The organism is Alcaligenes sp. GW821-FHT11D07 (assembly GCF_058808495.1).
On sequence record NZ_JBXART010000003.1, the window covers coordinates 181586 to 199252 of the forward strand.

The window sequence follows — 17667 nt, forward strand, 5'->3', positions numbered from 1 at the left end:
TTTTAAAAGAATAAGGGTCGATTTATTCGCCAATAGACAGGCGGGCATCGACGGCGTGGCAACGGTTGGCGGCCACGATCAAAGGGTTGATATCCAGCTCAAAGGGGGTGTCGCGCAAGTCATAGGCCAGAAAGCTCACGCGCACGATGGCATCCAGCACACCCGCCCGGTCCAGCATCCGTCCCCGATAGCCCTTTAACAAACGGTCTATCGCCAAAGTGGACAAAAGGCGGTCTGCGTCATCCAAGGTCAACGGGGCGGCAGCAATGACTCGATCGGACAGCATTTCCACCAGCACACCGCCGGCCCCAAATACCACCACTGGGCCAAACTGCGCGTCCTGACGGGCGCCGATCAATAGCTCCACATCGCCCTTGGCCATGGCCTGCACCAAGATGCCGTCCAGTCTAGCGTCCGCTTTATAGGCCCGTGCATTGGCATACAAACGCGCAAAATCACGCCGCAGCATGGCCTCGTCAGCCACATCCAGTGCCACGCCGCCCGCCTCGGTTTTATGCACGATGTCAGGGGACACGATTTTCATCACCAAGGGGTAACCAATCTGCTCCGCTTGCGCGACGGCCTGCTCCACATCGGCACACACCTGCCCTAAGTTCACTGGCAAGCCGTAATGCGCCAGCAAGCGTTTGGACTGATCTTCATTCAGGATGCCGCGCGGCATGACAGTGGGAGCCTGGCAGGCACTCGGGCGCCGTGCAGGCTGGCGTGCTGCCAACTGCCCATGGCGTTTCCAGGCCGACAAAGCCAAGGCCGCTTCCAGGCTGGAACTGGCATAAGCATGACCGTGTTGCGCCAGCTTCTGACGCAAAGGCTCAGAAGTCGCACCCGCATCAAATGCCACCATCACCGGCTTGTCCCAATGAGCAGCAGGCTGGATGATTTGCTCGATCAAAGCCGCCATCCACTCTTGCGGGCACATGGAGGCAGTAATCAATACAGCATCGCTTTGTTCATCCTGCATCAAGGCGTCCAAAGTGGCATGAGCGACCTCATTGGAGTCCTGAGTCAGCCGGGCACCCAGATCCACCGGGTTATCCGCCTGCCCTGCCGGGTAATGCCGGGCCAGCGCGTTCTGAGTTGATGCTGAAAACGAAGACAGCCCCACCCCATGCTCTGCCAATGCATCGGCAGCCAAGGCACCGCCTCCCCCTGAAGGGGTGACAATCGCCACTTGGGAGACCTTGTTCGCGGTAAAGCGCACCATGCTGTTTGCCAAGAGCAGCATGGCACCCATATCGTCCATCAGGCAGATGCCTTCATCACGGCACACACTGGCAAACACATCATGGTCGCCCGCCACACTGGCAGTGTGCGAGAACGCTGCCGCCTTGCCGGCACTGGAGCGCCCGGCCTTGACCGCCAACCAGGGCTTGCCGGCGGCCTGTGCCCGGCGAGCAGTACGGCGCAAAGCCTGTGCGTCCTTGATCCCTTCTATATACGTGCAGATCACACGCGTCTGCGGATCATCAATCAAGAAATCCACAAAATCGCACAAATCCAGATCGGCCTGATTACCCACCGAAAAACCGTAGGTGAAGCCGCCCCCCATGGCCCAGGCGCGGTCAAAATAGGTTGTCATCAAGGCACCGCTTTGACTGACAAAGCCAATAGGCCGCTCTGGCAGGCTGTCACGATCCAGCACGGGAGAGGAACACAGCACCAGATTGCGGCTGGGGCTGATCATGCCCAGGCAATTGGGCCCGATCAGGCGCATGCCCGAATCCTGGCAAATCCGCAGCAAAGCCTGTTCCCGTTCCAGCCCTCGGTCGCCCGCATCCGCGAAGCCTGCAGAAATCACCAGCAAGCCGCGTACCCCTTGCTGCGCGGCAATCTGCGCCTGCTCCAGTACGGTGTCTGCTCCCACGGTGAATACCGCCAGATCAGGAGCCGTATCCAGCGCTCCCAAACTGGGCACCGTGGGTAAGCCAAACAAGCTGCTACGACCCGGGTTGACGGGTAACACCTTGCCGCCATAACCATGCTTGAGCAACATGCGAAACAAGCGCCCTCCAAACTTGGACTGATCTTCCGAGGCGCCCACCAAGGCTATGGACGCCGGGTCCAGTAAAGCGTCCAGCGTACTGGCGCAGGTGACGGTCTCCATCACTTTCTCCTGAGGGTAGTTCTTAGTCATCGCTCATCTTGATGGTCTTGAATAGCTCGCGGTAATAAGCACGGCTTTGTTCCAGATCTTTGGAGTAAGCGGCACCGTCTTTCCAGCTGGCACTGACGCTGATGCGATGAAAGCGTTCTTGTGTTTCGGGTTCAGCCAGGATCTCTTGGGTCGCCTTGGCCAGCTTTTGCATGACTGCATCAGGTGTGCCTGCTGGCACGGCCAGCCCCCAGAAACCTTCAAACGGCAAGGTCAGATCAAAGCCTTCTTCCAGCGGGGTGGGCACATCGGGCAATTCGGGATGACGCACACTGGCAAAGGTCACCAGGGCTTTGGCCTTGCCGCTTTTCACCAGCTCCAGACCGACACCATCAATAAAGAAATCAATGTGATTGCCCAGCAAAGCCGTCATAGTGTCGGCGGACCCTTTGAAGGGCACGTGCAGCACATCCAGCTTCTCGGCATTTTTTAAGATCTCGCCTGCCAAATGCCCACCTGAGGCAATCCCGGCCGAACCGAAGGTCAAGGTGCCGGGTTCTTTGCGTGCCAGTTCCACAAACTCTTTCAGATTGGAGACGGGAAGGTCCTTGCGCACCGTCATGATGGGCAGATACCCGGCCAAACTTCCGACGAAATCAAACCCTTTCACCGGGTCATAAGGCACATCGCGGATATAAGGCAGAACAGTGAAAGCGGTGCTGGTCGCCAACAGCAGGGTGTATCCATCTGGTTTGGCACGCCCCACGATGGAAGTGCCCAGCGAGGTCGTGCCGCCCGGCCGGTTCTCAATCACGATGGGCACGCCCAGCTTGATGCGCAGACGATCAGCAAACAGACGCGCCAGATTGTCGCTATTACCGCCGGGGGGATAGGGGACTACAAAAGTAACTTCCCGACTGGGATAGGTATCAGCTGCGCTGGCTGCCGGAGCAGAAAAGCTGCTGACCGCTACCAGGCCTGAAACCAGTAGTGTGCGTAAAAACCCTTGCCGCGAAAAAAAAGAACTAGACATGATCCTTGCCTCCTGTGTGAGAGTGAACTCTCTTTCTTGTTCCAATATATAGAACGCTGTTCTTGTTTTTGATATTAAAAATGCCGTGAACACGGCTTGAATACAACAGACAGCAACAACACAAGCAACTTAGGACAACGTTTTAAATATAGGGAGAATTGATTTCAGGTGTCAACTATTAAACCCCTTCGGGATTTCCCCAGTCCAGCCGTAATCGCGCAATGGGCTTGACCGCCACGAGCTTCTGGATAAAATGAAAACATGGCTTTTTTATGTCATTTTTAAGAACGCTGTTCCAAATATCAGAACAACCGCCTTTAACTGATCGAAGGAATTCAACCATGTTCTCCGCAATCGTCATCGACAAAACCGACGGCCAATACCAGGCCAGCCTGCAATCACTGGACGAATCTGCCCTGCCTGAAGGCCAGGTCACCGTTCGCATCGACTACTCCACCCTGAACTTCAAAGATGGCCTGGCCATGACAGGCAAATCCCCCGTGGTGCGCCAGTTCCCCATGGTGCCGGGCATCGATTTTGCGGGCACCGTGACCGACAGCAGCGACCCGAATTTCAAGACAGGCCAGAAAGTGGTGCTCAATGGCTGGGGCCTGGGTGAAGTGCATTGGGGCGGTTTGGCCCAGCAAGCACGCGTCAAAGGCGATTGGCTCATTCCCCTGCCCGATGCCTTCACCACCAAACAAGCCATGATGATCGGCACGGCTGGCTACACCGCAGCCCTGTGCGTACGCGCCCTGCAACGCCAAGGCGTCACTCCAGAAAAGGGCCCCGTGCTGGTGACTGGGGCTGCCGGTGGCGTAGGCAGTGTCAGCGTCGCTTTGCTGCACGCCTTGGGCTACACCGTGATGGCCAGCACGGGCCGCCCCCAAGAGGAAAGTTATCTGAAGGCCTTGGGAGCCAACGAGATCGTGGACCGCAACACCTTGAGCGAACCCGGCAAACCGCTGGGCAAAGAACGCTGGGCCGGTGCCATTGACAGTGTGGGCAGCCATACCCTGGCTAACGTCTGCGCGGGTACGCAATATCTGGGAGCCGTCGCCGCCTGCGGTTTGGCCCAAGGCATGGACTTCCCGTCCTCCGTCGCCCCGTTCATCTTGCGGGGTGTGCAGCTGATTGGCGTGGACAGCGTGCATTGCCCCAAGCCCGAACGTCTGGCCGCCTGGGAGCTGCTGGCCAAACACTTGTCCGGCGAGGCGCTGGAGCGCATTGGTGCCAGCACTATCACCCTGTCGCAAGCCATTGATCAGGCGGGCCAAGTACTGGAAGGCAAAGTACGCGGTCGTATCGTGGTTGATGTGAACGCTTAAGGGGCTGCCGGCCCCCTTTACCCATCACGCTCTGGAGCTGATTCATGGATACGACATTGCCCCTGAACGGGGTTCGGATACTGGAATTTTGCAATGTGGCCGCTGGCCCGTACTGCGGTATGTTGTTGGCCGATATGGGGGCCGACGTCATCAAAATCGAGCACCCCAAAGGGGGCGACACCTTGCGAAGCTGGCCGCCCATTAACCAGGGCTACAGCGAAAACTTTGCTTCTCTGAACCGCAACAAACGCTCCGTCACCCTGGACTTGAAAAATCCGGAAGATGTAGCGAAAGCCCGCCAACTCGTGCTGGAAGCGGATGTCCTACTGGAGAACAATCGGCCCGGTGTCATGCAGCGTCTGGGACTGGATTATGAAAGCCTGAAAGTCCTGAACCCCAAGCTGCTGTACTGCTCCATTTCGGCCTACGGGCAAAGCGGCCCGCGTTCGCAGGAAGGCGGGTTCGACCTGACCATCCAGGCCATGAGCGGCGTGATGAGCGTGACCGGCGAAGCGGGCGGCGCACCGGTCAAATGTGGTGTCCCGCTGGCTGACTTTGCAGCAGGCCTGTATGCCGCTTTTGCCATCAGTGCCGCCCTGCCCCAAGCCCGAGCCAGTGGCCAGGGAGCGCATATCGACGTCCCCATGCTGGGTACGACGCTGGCCATCGCCGCGTTGCAAACCTCCGAATACTTTGGCAGCGGTCGCGACCCGGACAAGCTGGGTTCAGCCCACCCGCGCAATGCCCCATACCAAGCCTTCCGTTGCAAAGGCGGCTACTTTGCGATGGCCGCCGGTAACGACGCCTTGTGGCGATCCGTCTGTCAGGTTGTTGATCGGCAGGATCTAGCGGAAGATCCCCGTTTTACCAGCACAACCTTGCGTGCCAAACATCAAGACGAGCTGCGTGAACTGCTGGAAGCCATTTTTGCACATCAAGATGCAGACCATTGGCTGGCTCAATTCCGAGCACAAGGCGTACCCAGCAGCCCCATCAACCGTTACTCCGATGTCTTGCGCGACCCGCAAGTGGAGCATATGGAATGGGTACAAAACATCCGCCTTCCCGGCACGGATGCCGACACGCGCACCTTTGTCTCGCCTTTACGCATTAATGGGGTGGGCTTGCCCGTACGACTGGCTCCCCCGGCCCTGGGGGAGCATAACGACAGTATTTTGAACGGGGTCACTCCATGACCGAGCCCTACCGCAGCCGCAGTCCCAGCCTGAACGTGGACTGCGTAGGCAAAGTCTGGACCTTGACGCTGAATCGGCCCGACAAGCGCAACGCCTTGTCGGCCGACTTGGTCGAAGCCTTGATTGCGGCTATTCAGGCCGCAGAAAAGGCGCAGGCCAACTTGCTGGTTCTGCGCGGTGAAGGCCGCAATTTCAGCGCAGGGTTTGACTTCACAGACTACGAGCAACAAAGCGAAGGCGACTTGGTGCTGCGCTTTATCCGCATTGAAACATTGCTACAAATGCTGGCGCACACCCCTTGCGCCACGCTGGCTTTAGCACATGGGCAAAACTTCGGTGCGGGGGTGGATTTGATCGCCGTCTGCCGTCAGCGTATCGCCAGTGCAGATGCCCGTTTTCGCATGCCTGGCCTGCAATTTGGCCTGGCCTTGGGAACTGGCAGGCTTGCGGCATTGATTGGGGGCCAGCAGGCGCATCACTTACTGGCAGGCAGCCAGACTTTTGATGCTGCCAAGGCGCAGACGCTGGGTTTTATTGAAAACGTGCAAGAGCCGGAGGATTGGCCTGCCCTTATCGAGCAAGCCCTGAAAACGGCCAGTCTGCTGGACAGCAGTAGCCGCGCTTATCTACATCAACTAACAGGCCGCCCGCAGCAAGCAGACAGGGACATGGCGGCCCTGGTGCGTTCTGCGTCTGCTCCCGGTATCAAGGAAAGAATTGCGGCGTTTCGTCAGGCCGCTAAATCTTGAACAGTCTTGCCTGAATTGAACTGCCCCCAAAAACTGAAGAAGTATCCAGGTTTTGGGGGCAGTTCACATACGGGCTGTTTCGCCTAGGCCGGACCCGCTGGCTATAGCTATAAGGGTTTACACAGCGCTATAACCCAAGCGACGCGATATTTGCACCGCCGCAGTCATCAAGGTTTTACCGGCCTGAACTAGTCTTTCTTCTGCCAGCCGTTCGGCAGGGCCAGAAATTCCCAAAGCAGCCACCACCATTCCCCGACTATCGTAAATAGGTGCAGCCGCGCCCACGACCTGCTCACGCCACTCGCCACGGTTAATGGCATAGCCTTGTTCGCGCACTTGTTCCAGCTCGCGGCGCAAATCGCCAAACTTGACCAGACTGCGTGGGGTATAGGGTTTCAAACGATTTTTGACCGTATTCAGGGTCTCTTCACTGGCCCAGGCCAGCAAGGCCTTGCCCGTTGCCACACATTGGGCCGGGGAACGACCACCCACGGTGGTGTAGGCACGCACCGGCTGGGGGCTGTCTATCTTTTCGATGTACAGCACCTCTACCCCGTCCAGCAGCGACAAATGCACCGTTTCCTGGGTTTGCTCGGCCAGCTCCTTCATGAAAGGCAAGGCTTCCACGCGCACATCTAAGCGGTTAGCCAGGCCCGAGCCCAGCTCCCACAGCTTCATGGTCAGTTCGTAACGCCCAGTGTCTTCATTCTTGCGTGCAAAGCCTTGGTGCACCAAGGCCTGCAACAGACGATGCACATTGCTTTTATTGAGCATCAGTTGATTGGCTAGCTCAGTCACGCCCGAGCCTCGTTCGTGCTTGGCCAGGGCTTCCAGGAGCACCAGGCCCTTAACAAAAGTCTTGTCCAATCGAATATCCCATCAATCACTAAAAGTGCATGAATTGTCTCATGGAACCGGAACGGGCCATAGCCAGACAAGCCCGTAGAGCAACGCGACAAGCGGCTTTCGCAACGCTTTACACTGGTTTAAAACAACACAAGCTTACAGCCTTGAACCATTACCAACTGGCCCACCGCTTCACAATGCCCAACACCGGTTCAACACACTGGTATTTTTCCGCTTTCCAGCCATCACCCAAAGCGTGTACAAAGAGTCTTTCATCGCCAGACAAAACATCAGCCCGGAGCCAAACCCCGATGGACACCACTTCTACGCCTATTGCCCTTGCGGCCATTGTGCATGCAGGCAAAGGCAGCGCCGACGCCTTGTTGCTGGAATTTGTGCAGGAATTGCGTGCGAAAAACTACCGCGTCTGTGGTCTGGTGCAAGGCCCGGAAATCCAGAAGGAAGACCATAGCCTGCGCACCGTGCAGGATCTGGACAAGGGCACGCTCTATCCCATCACCCAAAATCTGGGTTCAGAATCCACCGTCTGTTGCCTGGACATTGGTGCCTTGATGGAGGCCAGCGAAGTGCTGCGTCAGGCGCTGGAAAGCCCCGCCGATCTGGTGATTGTGAATCGCTTTGGAATTATGGAAGCGGACGGCCAGGGCTTTAATAACGAGATCATGGCCTTGATCGACCAAGGCTACCCGGTGCTGACCGTTGTGGCCCACACGTACCTGCCTGCATGGCGTGAATTTACTGGCGGCCTGGCTGTGGAACTGTCGCCGGAGCGCCAGGCGCTGTGGGACTGGTTCGAGAGCAGCCGTCAAGCAGCTTGAGGGCATCTGGCAGGACTACCTTGATCGAGTTTGCGGAGCTGCCAGGGTCTATTTGGCAGCCCCTTATCAAGCTGCCACAACCGGCAGACAGCAAGCCTTTCAAAGACCAAGCTACCCGAGCTTAGAACGCCCAGTTCAGCGACACATTGCCTGAAATATCGGCTCGGCTATTGCCCAGCAAGCGGGTCCCTGCGGACACACCCACACGCAAACGCTCGGAGCTTTGCAGCGTCAAGCCCGCCCGTAATGCCAACGCATGGCTATCGACACGAGCATAGCGGCCATCAAAGCCTGTCTGCGGCGAAGCCTCAAACTGCGCGTACTGCGTCTGCTTGCGTCCCAGCAAAGCCTGTTCCCACAAGGCGGAAACCTCCGCCTGCAAACGGCGCCCTTCTTTCAATTCCCAAGCCTGAGTAAGGGCCAAGCCCAGCGACGCCTGCAAAGAATGAGCGCGGGCCGAATCCAGTTGCAAGCGGCTGCCTGCATCACCCTCTTCACCTAAACCAGGGCGGCTGTAGCGCAGATAATCCAAAGCCAGAACCGGGCCTATGCTGCCTGCCTCGCCCAAGGGCCAGTTATAGGCCGTCTGAATGCCCGCTGCAAAAGTATGGCCGGTCCAGTCAGACTTGGGATTTGCCTGATAATCAGAAAACGCGATGCGTCGGTTCAGCTTGCCCTGCTCCAAGCCCATGCGGACTTGCGCCAGACCTTTCCAACCCTCACGAGCATCAGCGCGGTACAAAGCATGCACACCGGCTCCCAGCCCGGTCAGCGTACTTTTGGCCTGATAAGGGGCGTCTATATTCAAGCTTTGCTCATTGGCAGTCGCATGGGCACCCAAGCTCCAGTCGCTACCAGCAGCGCGGTGTTCAGCACCGAACACAACTCCGTAAGTCTGACTGCGGTGGTCTACATCATTGCTGCTTAACTGCCAGTGATAGCGGCCACCAAAAGGCTGGATGAAAGTCTGCCAGCCATCCTTGACCAGACCAGGACGCTGACGCAGTTGCTCGGACACCAATTGCTCACGACGCAAGCTCGCAGCCAATTGAGCCCCGTAAGCACCGGCACTTAACTGACTCAGTGCATCACCGATCTCGCTACCATCCGCGCTGGAGAAGTCCAAGGCCTGGTAGATAGAGGCCAAGGGGCGCTGATTATCAGTGGAAGCCTGCTCCAGACTACGGCCTACCGCACCCGCATTCGGATCAGCGGCATAGGGCGAGTAAGCTGCTGCCTGACGGCTGACCGACCAGCCATCGTTATTCACGTGCACGCTCAGGCTGGGCGAATTCCGGCTGGCTGTCAGCAGATCAAAACCACCCTGGGTCTGTGTGGCCTGAAAGACCGTGTTCGGGCTCAAGGACCAGCCATCGGCGTACCAATCCGGCTGCAATTGCAGCTTCAATTCGCCCGACAATTGAGCCAGACCTTGAACCTCAATACGATCATGCTGGCGAGTATCCGCCTCGATCAGAATGCGGCCTTCAGGGGCCTGAACAAAATTGCCCTGAATCGTCATCTGACCAAAGGAATTACCCGGACTCAAGGTGCCGTGATTAATGAAATTACCTTCCGAGTTAATGGAGTAGCGACTATTGCCGCTCAACGTAGCGCCTGCATCCACACGCAGGCCATGCAGCTGGTGCTGGCCGTTCAGCGAGCTTTCGCCCCCGGCAATCACCACGGCCAAATTGTCTACGCCCTGAATATTGCCGTCGTAACGCAGACGGAAATCGGGATCGACCTGTAGCGTGGCACGCCCTTGTGCATCTGCCTTTTGCCCGAAATTCACATGGGTGACAAACAGCTCGCCATTGCTTTGACGAGTGGAATAGTCAGACAGGATATCGCCCTGAATCCGGGCTCCCTGCATGATATTGATATTCTCAACCTGGGCATTCCTGGAAATCTGGATAGCGGCTTTCTTGCCCGACAAAAGACCGGCTAAATGGTAATCCTTGATCAGTGCGCCCTGCAAAGCCAAAGGCAAACTCTCGGCAGGAATCAGGGTACCTTGGTAATTCAAAAACCAGGAGCCACGATAGTCTCCGCCCTCAAGACCATCCGCAAAATTGCCCATCACATTATTGCCAAAGTCGAACAGCGCAGCGACGCCGTCTTCGCCCTCAGCACGCACTTCGCCCCGCTGGACAATCGTATGTTCACGACCGTAGCTGAACTGCAGGCCACGGCCATACCAGCCTTGTGCATGAATACGGGTACTTTCAGGGATGATGAGCGTGCTCTCGCTACCATCCACGCGTACACCTACTCCACCCGGACCTGCACTCAACAAATCCGCCGCCTGGGTCAGGGTGTTGCGCTCACCATAAATATGCAGCCCCACGCCTTGAGTCGCCTGGTTGTACTGGCCCGGCAGGTAAGCAGTCCCTTCGCTATTACGAGCGAAAAACCCATTCTTGCTGGTCAAAGTGAGCCCATCGCCGTAGACGGAATAGCCATAAAAATTGCGCCGGTCGATCTGCAAGCCCATATCCTGCAAGGATGCCAGCTCCGCTTCCATCATATTGGTGTAATTGCGATAAGACTGGTGGCTCATCAAACTGTTGCGCAACTCCGAATGCCCCATGTAATCAGTATCCACATAGACCGGCTTCTTACCCTGATAGCCCAAGATCCGAACCGGAATGCCAGGCATTGCACCGTCCAGCACTTCCTGCACATGCTGGCCCGTGAAATAGCCTTGGTCCTTGCGCAGATCAAACGCGTCCGGATCGTAAGCGTTATTGCACATCGAACACAGAATCGCTTGTCCGGGCCGGGCCTCATTGCCATTGTCATCGCGCAAACCCTGCGCCCAAGAAGTCAGAATCGGACGTATGTAAGGCGTTTTCGACCCTGGCCCCAAGTAGTCATATGCAATACCGATCATCCCCAGCGTATGTCCAAACTCATGGAACATTACAGCCGAATAATCTGCTTGCTCATTCAAGGGAAGCTGGCTGGGCCGGAGCGCCGCAGTATCAAAGGCGATAGTCCCCACCACAACCTCGGCAAGAGGGAGCTTGAGCTGGTCGCTGTCCAGCTTATTAAGTAGCGCCGCTTGAGGAAGAAGCAGGTAAAGCGAGCCCCCCGAGTCTGGGTCAGGCGTTACAGAGGTACCTGCACGGGCGTCCGCATGCCCCACTGTGCCGACATTGACAATGGCTGGCACATACCCCGGCTTCAAAGACAGGATATCGGCCCAGCGACTTAGCGCGCCTCGAATTTTAAGCTGGGCGTTGTCGTCCAAATCAAAAACGGATCTTGGCCCATTGACCGGGTCATCCTTGGAATAGGACTCGTCCTGCGTACCAAACAGGCGCAGCTCAAATACCGCTTCCCCTTTCTTGTTGTAGATCGTTTCGGCCTGATATGCCTGGGCGCTGGCCGAAACCAACAGCAAGGCACCGGCACTGAGCAGGGTTTTAAAAGTTGCCGACATGAGCTTGGATTCCGGGTTTTGGGGAGTAACAAGGCGGCCCTTGTAGTAAACGCCCTAGGGACAGCCTCCAAGCGAGCACAGTAATCCAAAATAGCGCACAGGATACGTTTAATCTATACAACGAAAAACGCGCAGTCGGCATCTGGCAACGCAGTGCTGCCAGCAGCTTGACCCACTCATCCCCAGCGGCCGCTTTATTCGTCCCAGCCTTCCAGCACTAATTTGCCTCGAGCCTTGCCGGACTCAATCAAGGCGTGAGCTTTTTTCAGATTGCTGGCGTTGATGGTGCCAAAGCGCTCGCTCAAGGTAGTACGAATCAAACCGGCATCAATCAGCTCGGCGACCTCGCTTAACAAGCGGTGCTGGGCCAGCATGTCGTCCGTCTGGAACAGGGAGCGGGTAAACATGAACTCCCAATGCAATGAGACAGATTTACGCTTCAGCAGACCTATATCCAGGCTGGCGGGGTCATCAATCAAGCCAAATTTTCCCTGCGGTGCAATCGCTTGCACGATCTGCTCAAAGTGCTGATCGGTGTGCGTCAGGCTGACGACATAGTCCACCTGCGGGTAGCCCACGCGCTCTAGCTCGGCAGCCAGAGGCCTACTGTGATCGATGACATGATGCGCACCCAACTCCCGCACCCAGGCCTGTGTTTCCGGACGCGAGGCCGTCCCGATTACCGTCAAGGACGTCAGGCGCGACGCCAATTGCGTCAAGATGGAACCCACGCCGCCAGACGCCCCCACGATCAGCAGACTTTTCCCCGTAGGAGCCTTGCCGGGCGCGATTCCCAAGCGATCAAACAGCATTTCCCAGGCGGTAATGGTGGTCAAAGGCAAAGCGGCAGCCGCAGCAAAATCCAGCGACTTGGGAGCCAGGGCCACGATACGCTCATCGACCAAATGCAATTGGCTATTGGTGCCCTGACGCGCGATGGAACCGGCATACCAGACACGATCGCCCGGCTTGAACAAGCTGACCTCGGGCCCAACCGCCTGCACAATGCCACTGGCATCCCAACCCAATATTTTGTACTCCTGGCCATCCGCTGGTTTAGCCCCTTTTCTGACCTTGGTATCAACTGGATTAACTGATACTGCCTTGACCTGCACCAGCAAATCCCGACCCGTGGCGACTGGATCAGCCACGTTGATATCCAACAGGGACTCGGGATGTTCAATAGCCTGGGGGACTTTGTATGCAATCGCTTTCATCTTCTTTCCTTGAAAAATAATAATTCAGGCAAGCCCGGTTTACTGCATGCCGGGATAGTCGGAATATCCGTGTGCATCACCCCCAAACAGGGTGTGGGGATCAAAAGCGGCCAAGGGGCGCTGCTCCCTTATGCGGGCAGGCAGGTCCGGGTTGGCAATAAAGGGGCGACCAAATGCCACCAGATCAGCCAGCCCGGCGCTCAGAATATGCTCGGCTCTTGAGGCATCGTATTTACCCGCCACCATAATCCGGCCAGAAAAGCAGTCACGCAGATCATGACGGAATTGCTCAGGAATCAAGGGGGCCTCATCCCAATCGGCCTCCGATAGGTGGATATAGGCCAAGCCCGTTTTATCCAGGCTGGAGGCCAGATGCAAGATCGTCGGGATGATTTCCGGGCAGTTCATGGCGCGTTGGGTAATGAAAGGCGCAAGACGAATCCCCGTGCGGTCCGCCCCCACTTCACCCACGACGGCGGCCACCACCTCCTGCGCAAAACGGACCCGGTTTTCCATGCTGCCACCGTACTCATCAAGGCGATGGTTGGATGTGGTGCGAAGGAATTGGTCAATCAGATAACCATTTGCCCCATGGATTTCTACCCCGTCAAAACCAGCTTGCATGGCGCGGGCGGCAGCAAGGCGATAGTCCTCGATCACGTCGGCAATATCCTGGATGCTCAGCTCTCGCGGCACCGGGCAGTCGACCATTCTTCCCACGCCGTCCTGCCCCACCACCCAGACCTGGGCCTGAGGCGACAAAGCAGAAGGAGCAACTGTCTGCCCATCTGCATGAAAGCTGGCATGAGACATCCGGCCCACGTGCCACAGTTGCAACACAATGCGGCCACCAGCCTGATGCACGGCATCCGTTACCAGACGCCAGCCTTCGACCTGCTCCTGGGTGTAAATCCCTGGGGTAAAGCTATAACCCTGTCCCTGCCGAGAAATCTGGGTGGCTTCGGTAATCAACAGGCCCGCGCTGGCACGCTGGGCGTAATACTTGGCCATCAAGGCATTCGGAATATCACCGGGCTGATCGCTACGGCTACGGGTCATGGGAGCCATCACAATGCGGTTAGGCAGTTGCAGGCTGCCCAGGCGTAAAGAAGAAAATAAGGTAGGTGCAGCTAAGCCCATGATTCGTATGCCTCATCGACAGGATTAAAAGGGAGATCACAGTATGCTCGCGCGGGCACATCAGAAAAACAGGCAGATGCTTGAAGCTATTTTCAAAAAATAATTGAAAGTGGCACAATAATTTGCCTGCTTACCCGGTTTTCAGGCGAACTACTCCCACGCTGTACTTAGCTCATCAAGGCTGCCCATGAAAGCGCTGCAAGATCTGGAAATTTTCGTTCGTACCGCAGACAGCAACAGCCTGTCCGCCACAGCACGGGCGCTGGGTATTAGCCCGGCTGTCGCCAGCGCGGCCTTAAAACGCTTGGAGGCCGAGATTGGCGTCCAACTGTTTCTGCGTTCCACACGCCATCTGCGGCTGACCTCCGAAGGCGAGGTTTTTCTGGCGCAGTGTCGGCCCGCCTTGTCCGCCTTGCAGCAAGCCAGCCTGCATTTGGCCAGCGGCAGGCCAGGATCGCGTGGTCAGCTCAAGCTGGCCGCCCCTTCAGATTTGGGGCGCAATGTGCTCTTGCCTTTACTCAACGAATTCCAGGACCTGAATCCTGGCCTTGATATCCGCCTGCATTTGTCCGATCGCATCGCCAATGTGTATAGCGAGCCCATTGATGCCGCCTTTCGCTACGGCCAGCCGGCGGACTCCAATCTGGTAGCGCTGCCCATTGCCCCTCAACACCGCCGGATTCTGTGCGCATCTCCTGCGTACCTGGAACTGCGCGGGACACCTGCCTCCCCTTCCGAACTACAGGAGCATGACTGCCTGTGCTTTATGTTGGCGGGTGAGGTTCATGACCGCTGGAAGTTTGAAGGGGCCAATGAGCCGGCCACAGTGGTGCGGGTGCGTGCCGTCAATGTGTCCAACGATGGGGATGTCGTGCGGCGCTGGGCCCTGCTGGGCAAAGGCATTGCCTATAAGGCCTATTTTGATGTGGCTGATGATCTGGCGAACGGGCGCTTGTTGCCCATTTGCCAGGACTGGATATGCGAAAGCTCGCCCCTTTATTTGCTGGCGGCGGGCCGTCAGCAAATCACCCCCCTCTTGCGCCAGCTGCACCAATTCATTGTTCAGCGGCTGGAGCAATGGGAGCGCCAGCACCATCTGCCGAACCAATACGCAGCAACGACGATGAACGTCTAGGATATCGACCCAAGGCCGTCATGCTGCCTTGCTCTAATTCGATCGATCCTTTCTTAACGTCAGCGACAAGGCAATCGAATCATGAGACACGCGCACACGGCCCGCTCCGCCACCCAGCGGCCCGGCTTTCCTTACCCTACTGAACACCTGAATCTGGATGCCGATCTGGCGGGCACAATACAGGCCCCCCGCCTTGGCCGAAATGGCCCCGGTAAAAGCGGCTTGCTAAAAGCCGTAGCGGTTGCCACTTTGTCGGCCGCCTTGGCCGCTTGTGGTGGTTCCGACACCGGCTCAGGCCCAGCCACAGGCACGGACCCGGAAACCCCCACCAATCCGGAAAAACCGGAGACGCCCACCAGCCGCCACGCCCTGATTATTGATCTGGACGGCGCCACTTACAGCGCAGTGCAGCAAGGCATTGCGGCTGGCACCTTGCCCAATCTGGCCAAGCTGAATGTGCAACTGGCCTATAGCGGTGGTGTCGTGGGCACCCCCAGCCAGCAAGCCAATCTGGATATGCCCGGTTGGGCCAGCCTCTTGACCGGCACCTGGGCGCATCGCCACGGCGTGGTGTCTACCGCTCCGGATCAGGTACTGCGTCAAAACAGCCTGTTTCACTCCGTGCAGCCGGGGCAAAACGCCGCAGCAGTCGCCTCCAGCGGTCTGGCCCACTTGCTCAAGGCAGACCACGATGCCGAGCGCCTGCATGAGCTGGCCGACTGTTCCTCGCAAGCGGTCACGCTGTCCTGCGTGTCCACTCAAGCCCTGAAAATGATCGAAGGGGACTACCGCAAAGTGCTGGTGCAGTACCGCTCGGCCAAAGATGCAGCCTTGGATTTTGGGGTGGGATCACCGGACTACAGCGCCACCCTAAACAAGCTGGATAAGGAAATCGGCAGCCTGATTGACGCTACTGCCAAGCAGCAAGAACGCGAATGGCTGATTATCGTGACGGGCAATCATGGCCTGAGCGAACACGGGCAAGACAATGGCTTGCCGCTACTGCCCCAGGCAGCCACTTTTCTGGCTATCAACCAAAGCCTGAACACGGGCGAGCAAGGCATAGGGGCCAGTCTGCCCCAAACCCTGCCAGAGCTATATCAATACAACAGCCTGGTTGATGTTGCGCCCACCGCCATGCGCTATCTGGATACGCTGCCCCAGGCGGCAGATTACAAGCTGGATGGCAGCAGCCTGATCGGCCCGCAAGCCGTATCCAGTCTGAACGCTACGGTTGTGGACAACAATTCGTCCTCGGTTGCGATCAAGCTGGACTGGAAGGGCCCGGCGGATGCCTCTATTGATATTTTGCGGGACGGTCAGGTCATTGCTTCTCGATTACCCGCAGGAACTCAAAGCTATACCGACAATCAGCTCACAGCGGACCTGTCCGCCAAAGGCACCTACCAGTTCGATTACACCGTGCAAGCGGGTTCGGGCGAAGAGGCTGCATGGCGCAATCTGATCAGCCCGCCCGTAGCCTATTTGCCCCCGGTTCCCCTGGCCACCACCTTGCGTAACGGCCTGCTCTCTTACTACCCCTTCAGCGCGACCCTGCCGCCTGTCGATGCCCAAGGCAATAGCAGCATGGCCCCTGCCTCCGCAGATCTGCCCCCTGCGGCTGGCGTGGTCGTTCCCGGCCCCTTTACCGGTACGCATGGTCTGCTGGTCGATACCAACCATGTCACCGTGGAAGGACTGGAAGGCTACCGCATGACGCCGGCCCAAGGCTTTGACATCTCCACCGGCAGCAGCCCGCAGTTCACTATTGGTTTCTGGTATCAGGTGCCGCAGTGCATTGACCGCAATAACGTCACGATCTTGTCCAACAAGAACTATGTCAGCGGTGGCAATGCTGGTGTGGCAATTGGCTTGTTCAACAGCTCCACCAAGAACCAGTGCGGCGTGGCCTTCAATATTGGTTCGGGCGGTGTTCGTGCCGATGGCCCCACCAATCCCTACACACAGATTCCCGTGGGACGCTGGGTCTACATTGCCTTTGCGGTTGATGGCGTCGCTAAAAAGATGAACATGCAGATCTTTGATCCGGTCATCGGCCAAGCCACCCAAGTTGCCGCAGGCAAATCCACAGGCGCTGTTGACCTGTCCAAGCTCTCTCCCTTCCCGCAATGGGGTATTGGCGACGATGGCACCGGTAAATTCCTGATGAACAAGTGCAATGGCTCGGTAACGCCACCCTATACCGCGGGCAAGTGCTCCGTAGCCCCCGCTACCCAGCAAATGTTTGGTGATCTGGCCATGTGGAACCGAGTGCTGACGGATGACGAGCTGCAATCGATTTACTGGTCCAACAAGCCACTGTCCAGCCTGTCCACCCAATAAGCGAGCCCACTATGAACTCTTTAAACCTTATCGGGAGCTCGCTGCGCACCGTCTTGCTGGCCGGAGCCACAGCCCTGCTGCTGAGCGCCTGCAGTGATTCAAGCAGCAGTGACGATGCCCCCCCGTCGAGCGGCAATTCAGGCTCCGGCAGCGAGCAAGTCCCTATTGTGACGCCCCCGGCCACAGGCTCCCTGGGCGAGCAAGGCACGGACAAGCAGCCCACACCCAACTCGCAACTGGACTGCGCCCCTTAAGCGCGTAGCGGCCAGGCGGTGGCTAA

General features: G+C 57.5%; 13 protein-coding genes. 7 read left to right on the forward strand and 6 right to left on the reverse strand.

From position 1 onward, the window contains the following. Positions 1 to 22: 22 nt before the first annotated feature. Together AC1RSM_RS13865 and AC1RSM_RS13870 are read right to left on the reverse strand one after the other, a co-directional pair. Positions 23 to 2125 (reverse strand): acetate--CoA ligase family protein, encoded by a 2103-nt coding sequence (locus AC1RSM_RS13865; RefSeq protein ID WP_492933132.1) that lies wholly within the window; start codon positions 2123 to 2125, stop codon positions 23 to 25. Positions 2126 to 2147: 22 nt separating this feature from the next. Further along, positions 2148 to 3146 (reverse strand): tripartite tricarboxylate transporter substrate binding protein, encoded by a 999-nt coding sequence (locus AC1RSM_RS13870; protein WP_492933133.1) that lies wholly within the window; start codon positions 3144 to 3146, stop codon positions 2148 to 2150. A gap of 341 nt (positions 3147 to 3487) precedes the next feature. Between AC1RSM_RS13870 and acuI the strand changes: the two genes are divergently transcribed. The 3 genes from acuI to AC1RSM_RS13885 are packed head-to-tail and all read left to right on the forward strand — an operon-like array spanning position 3488 to position 6419. After that, entirely contained in the window at positions 3488 to 4474 is a 987-nt protein-coding gene (acuI, locus tag AC1RSM_RS13875; protein WP_492933134.1) for an acrylyl-CoA reductase (NADPH), read from the forward strand. A 44-nt stretch (positions 4475 to 4518) separates the two neighbouring features. Next, positions 4519 to 5670: a CaiB/BaiF CoA transferase family protein gene (locus AC1RSM_RS13880; protein ID WP_492933135.1), complete on the forward strand. Its 1152-nt coding sequence runs from the start codon at positions 4519 to 4521 to the stop codon at positions 5668 to 5670. Beyond that, on the forward strand, positions 5667 to 6419 hold the full coding sequence (locus tag AC1RSM_RS13885; protein ID WP_492933136.1) for an enoyl-CoA hydratase/isomerase family protein: 753 nt from the start codon (positions 5667 to 5669) through the stop codon (positions 6417 to 6419). The genes AC1RSM_RS13880 and AC1RSM_RS13885 overlap by 4 nt, the downstream gene beginning before the upstream one ends. A gap of 117 nt (positions 6420 to 6536) precedes the next feature. Here the strand turns inward: AC1RSM_RS13885 and AC1RSM_RS13890 are convergent, their stop codons facing one another. Then, the gene (locus AC1RSM_RS13890; protein WP_492933137.1) at positions 6537 to 7286 is read right to left on the reverse strand and encodes an IclR family transcriptional regulator; all 750 of its coding nucleotides are present in this window, start codon (positions 7284 to 7286) and stop codon (positions 6537 to 6539) included. A 290-nt stretch (positions 7287 to 7576) separates the two neighbouring features. On the opposite strand from AC1RSM_RS13890, the gene AC1RSM_RS13895 reads away from it, so the two are divergent. Then, complete coding sequence (locus AC1RSM_RS13895) at positions 7577 to 8104, forward strand: DUF2478 domain-containing protein (RefSeq protein WP_492933138.1); 528 nt, start codon at positions 7577 to 7579, stop codon at positions 8102 to 8104. A gap of 121 nt (positions 8105 to 8225) precedes the next feature. On the opposite strand, the gene AC1RSM_RS13900 is transcribed toward AC1RSM_RS13895, so the two are convergent. From AC1RSM_RS13900 to AC1RSM_RS13910, 3 genes are all read right to left on the reverse strand, one after another. After that, complete coding sequence (locus tag AC1RSM_RS13900) at positions 8226 to 11552, reverse strand: autotransporter domain-containing protein (protein WP_492933139.1); 3327 nt, start codon at positions 11550 to 11552, stop codon at positions 8226 to 8228. A 194-nt stretch (positions 11553 to 11746) separates the two neighbouring features. Then, positions 11747 to 12769, reverse strand: a complete 1023-nt coding sequence (locus AC1RSM_RS13905) for a zinc-binding alcohol dehydrogenase family protein (protein WP_492933140.1) — start codon at positions 12767 to 12769, stop codon at positions 11747 to 11749. A 39-nt stretch (positions 12770 to 12808) separates the two neighbouring features. After that, the gene (locus tag AC1RSM_RS13910; protein ID WP_492933141.1) at positions 12809 to 13909 is read right to left on the reverse strand and encodes an alkene reductase; all 1101 of its coding nucleotides are present in this window, start codon (positions 13907 to 13909) and stop codon (positions 12809 to 12811) included. A 187-nt stretch (positions 13910 to 14096) separates the two neighbouring features. Here AC1RSM_RS13910 and AC1RSM_RS13915 point away from each other — a divergent pair, with 187 nt between their 5' ends. The 3 genes from AC1RSM_RS13915 (at position 14097) to AC1RSM_RS13925 (ending at position 17641) form a co-directional block, all read left to right on the forward strand. Next, positions 14097 to 15044 (forward strand): LysR family transcriptional regulator, encoded by a 948-nt coding sequence (locus AC1RSM_RS13915; protein WP_492933142.1) that lies wholly within the window; start codon positions 14097 to 14099, stop codon positions 15042 to 15044. An 81-nt stretch (positions 15045 to 15125) separates the two neighbouring features. Continuing rightward, positions 15126 to 17387: an alkaline phosphatase family protein gene (locus tag AC1RSM_RS13920; protein ID WP_492933143.1), complete on the forward strand. Its 2262-nt coding sequence runs from the start codon at positions 15126 to 15128 to the stop codon at positions 17385 to 17387. 11 nt (positions 17388 to 17398) lie between these two features. After that, positions 17399 to 17641 carry a hypothetical protein gene (locus tag AC1RSM_RS13925; RefSeq protein ID WP_492933144.1) on the forward strand — a complete coding sequence of 81 codons (243 nt, stop codon included), beginning with the start codon at positions 17399 to 17401 and terminating at the stop codon, positions 17639 to 17641. The last annotated feature ends 26 nt before the right edge of the window (positions 17642 to 17667 follow it).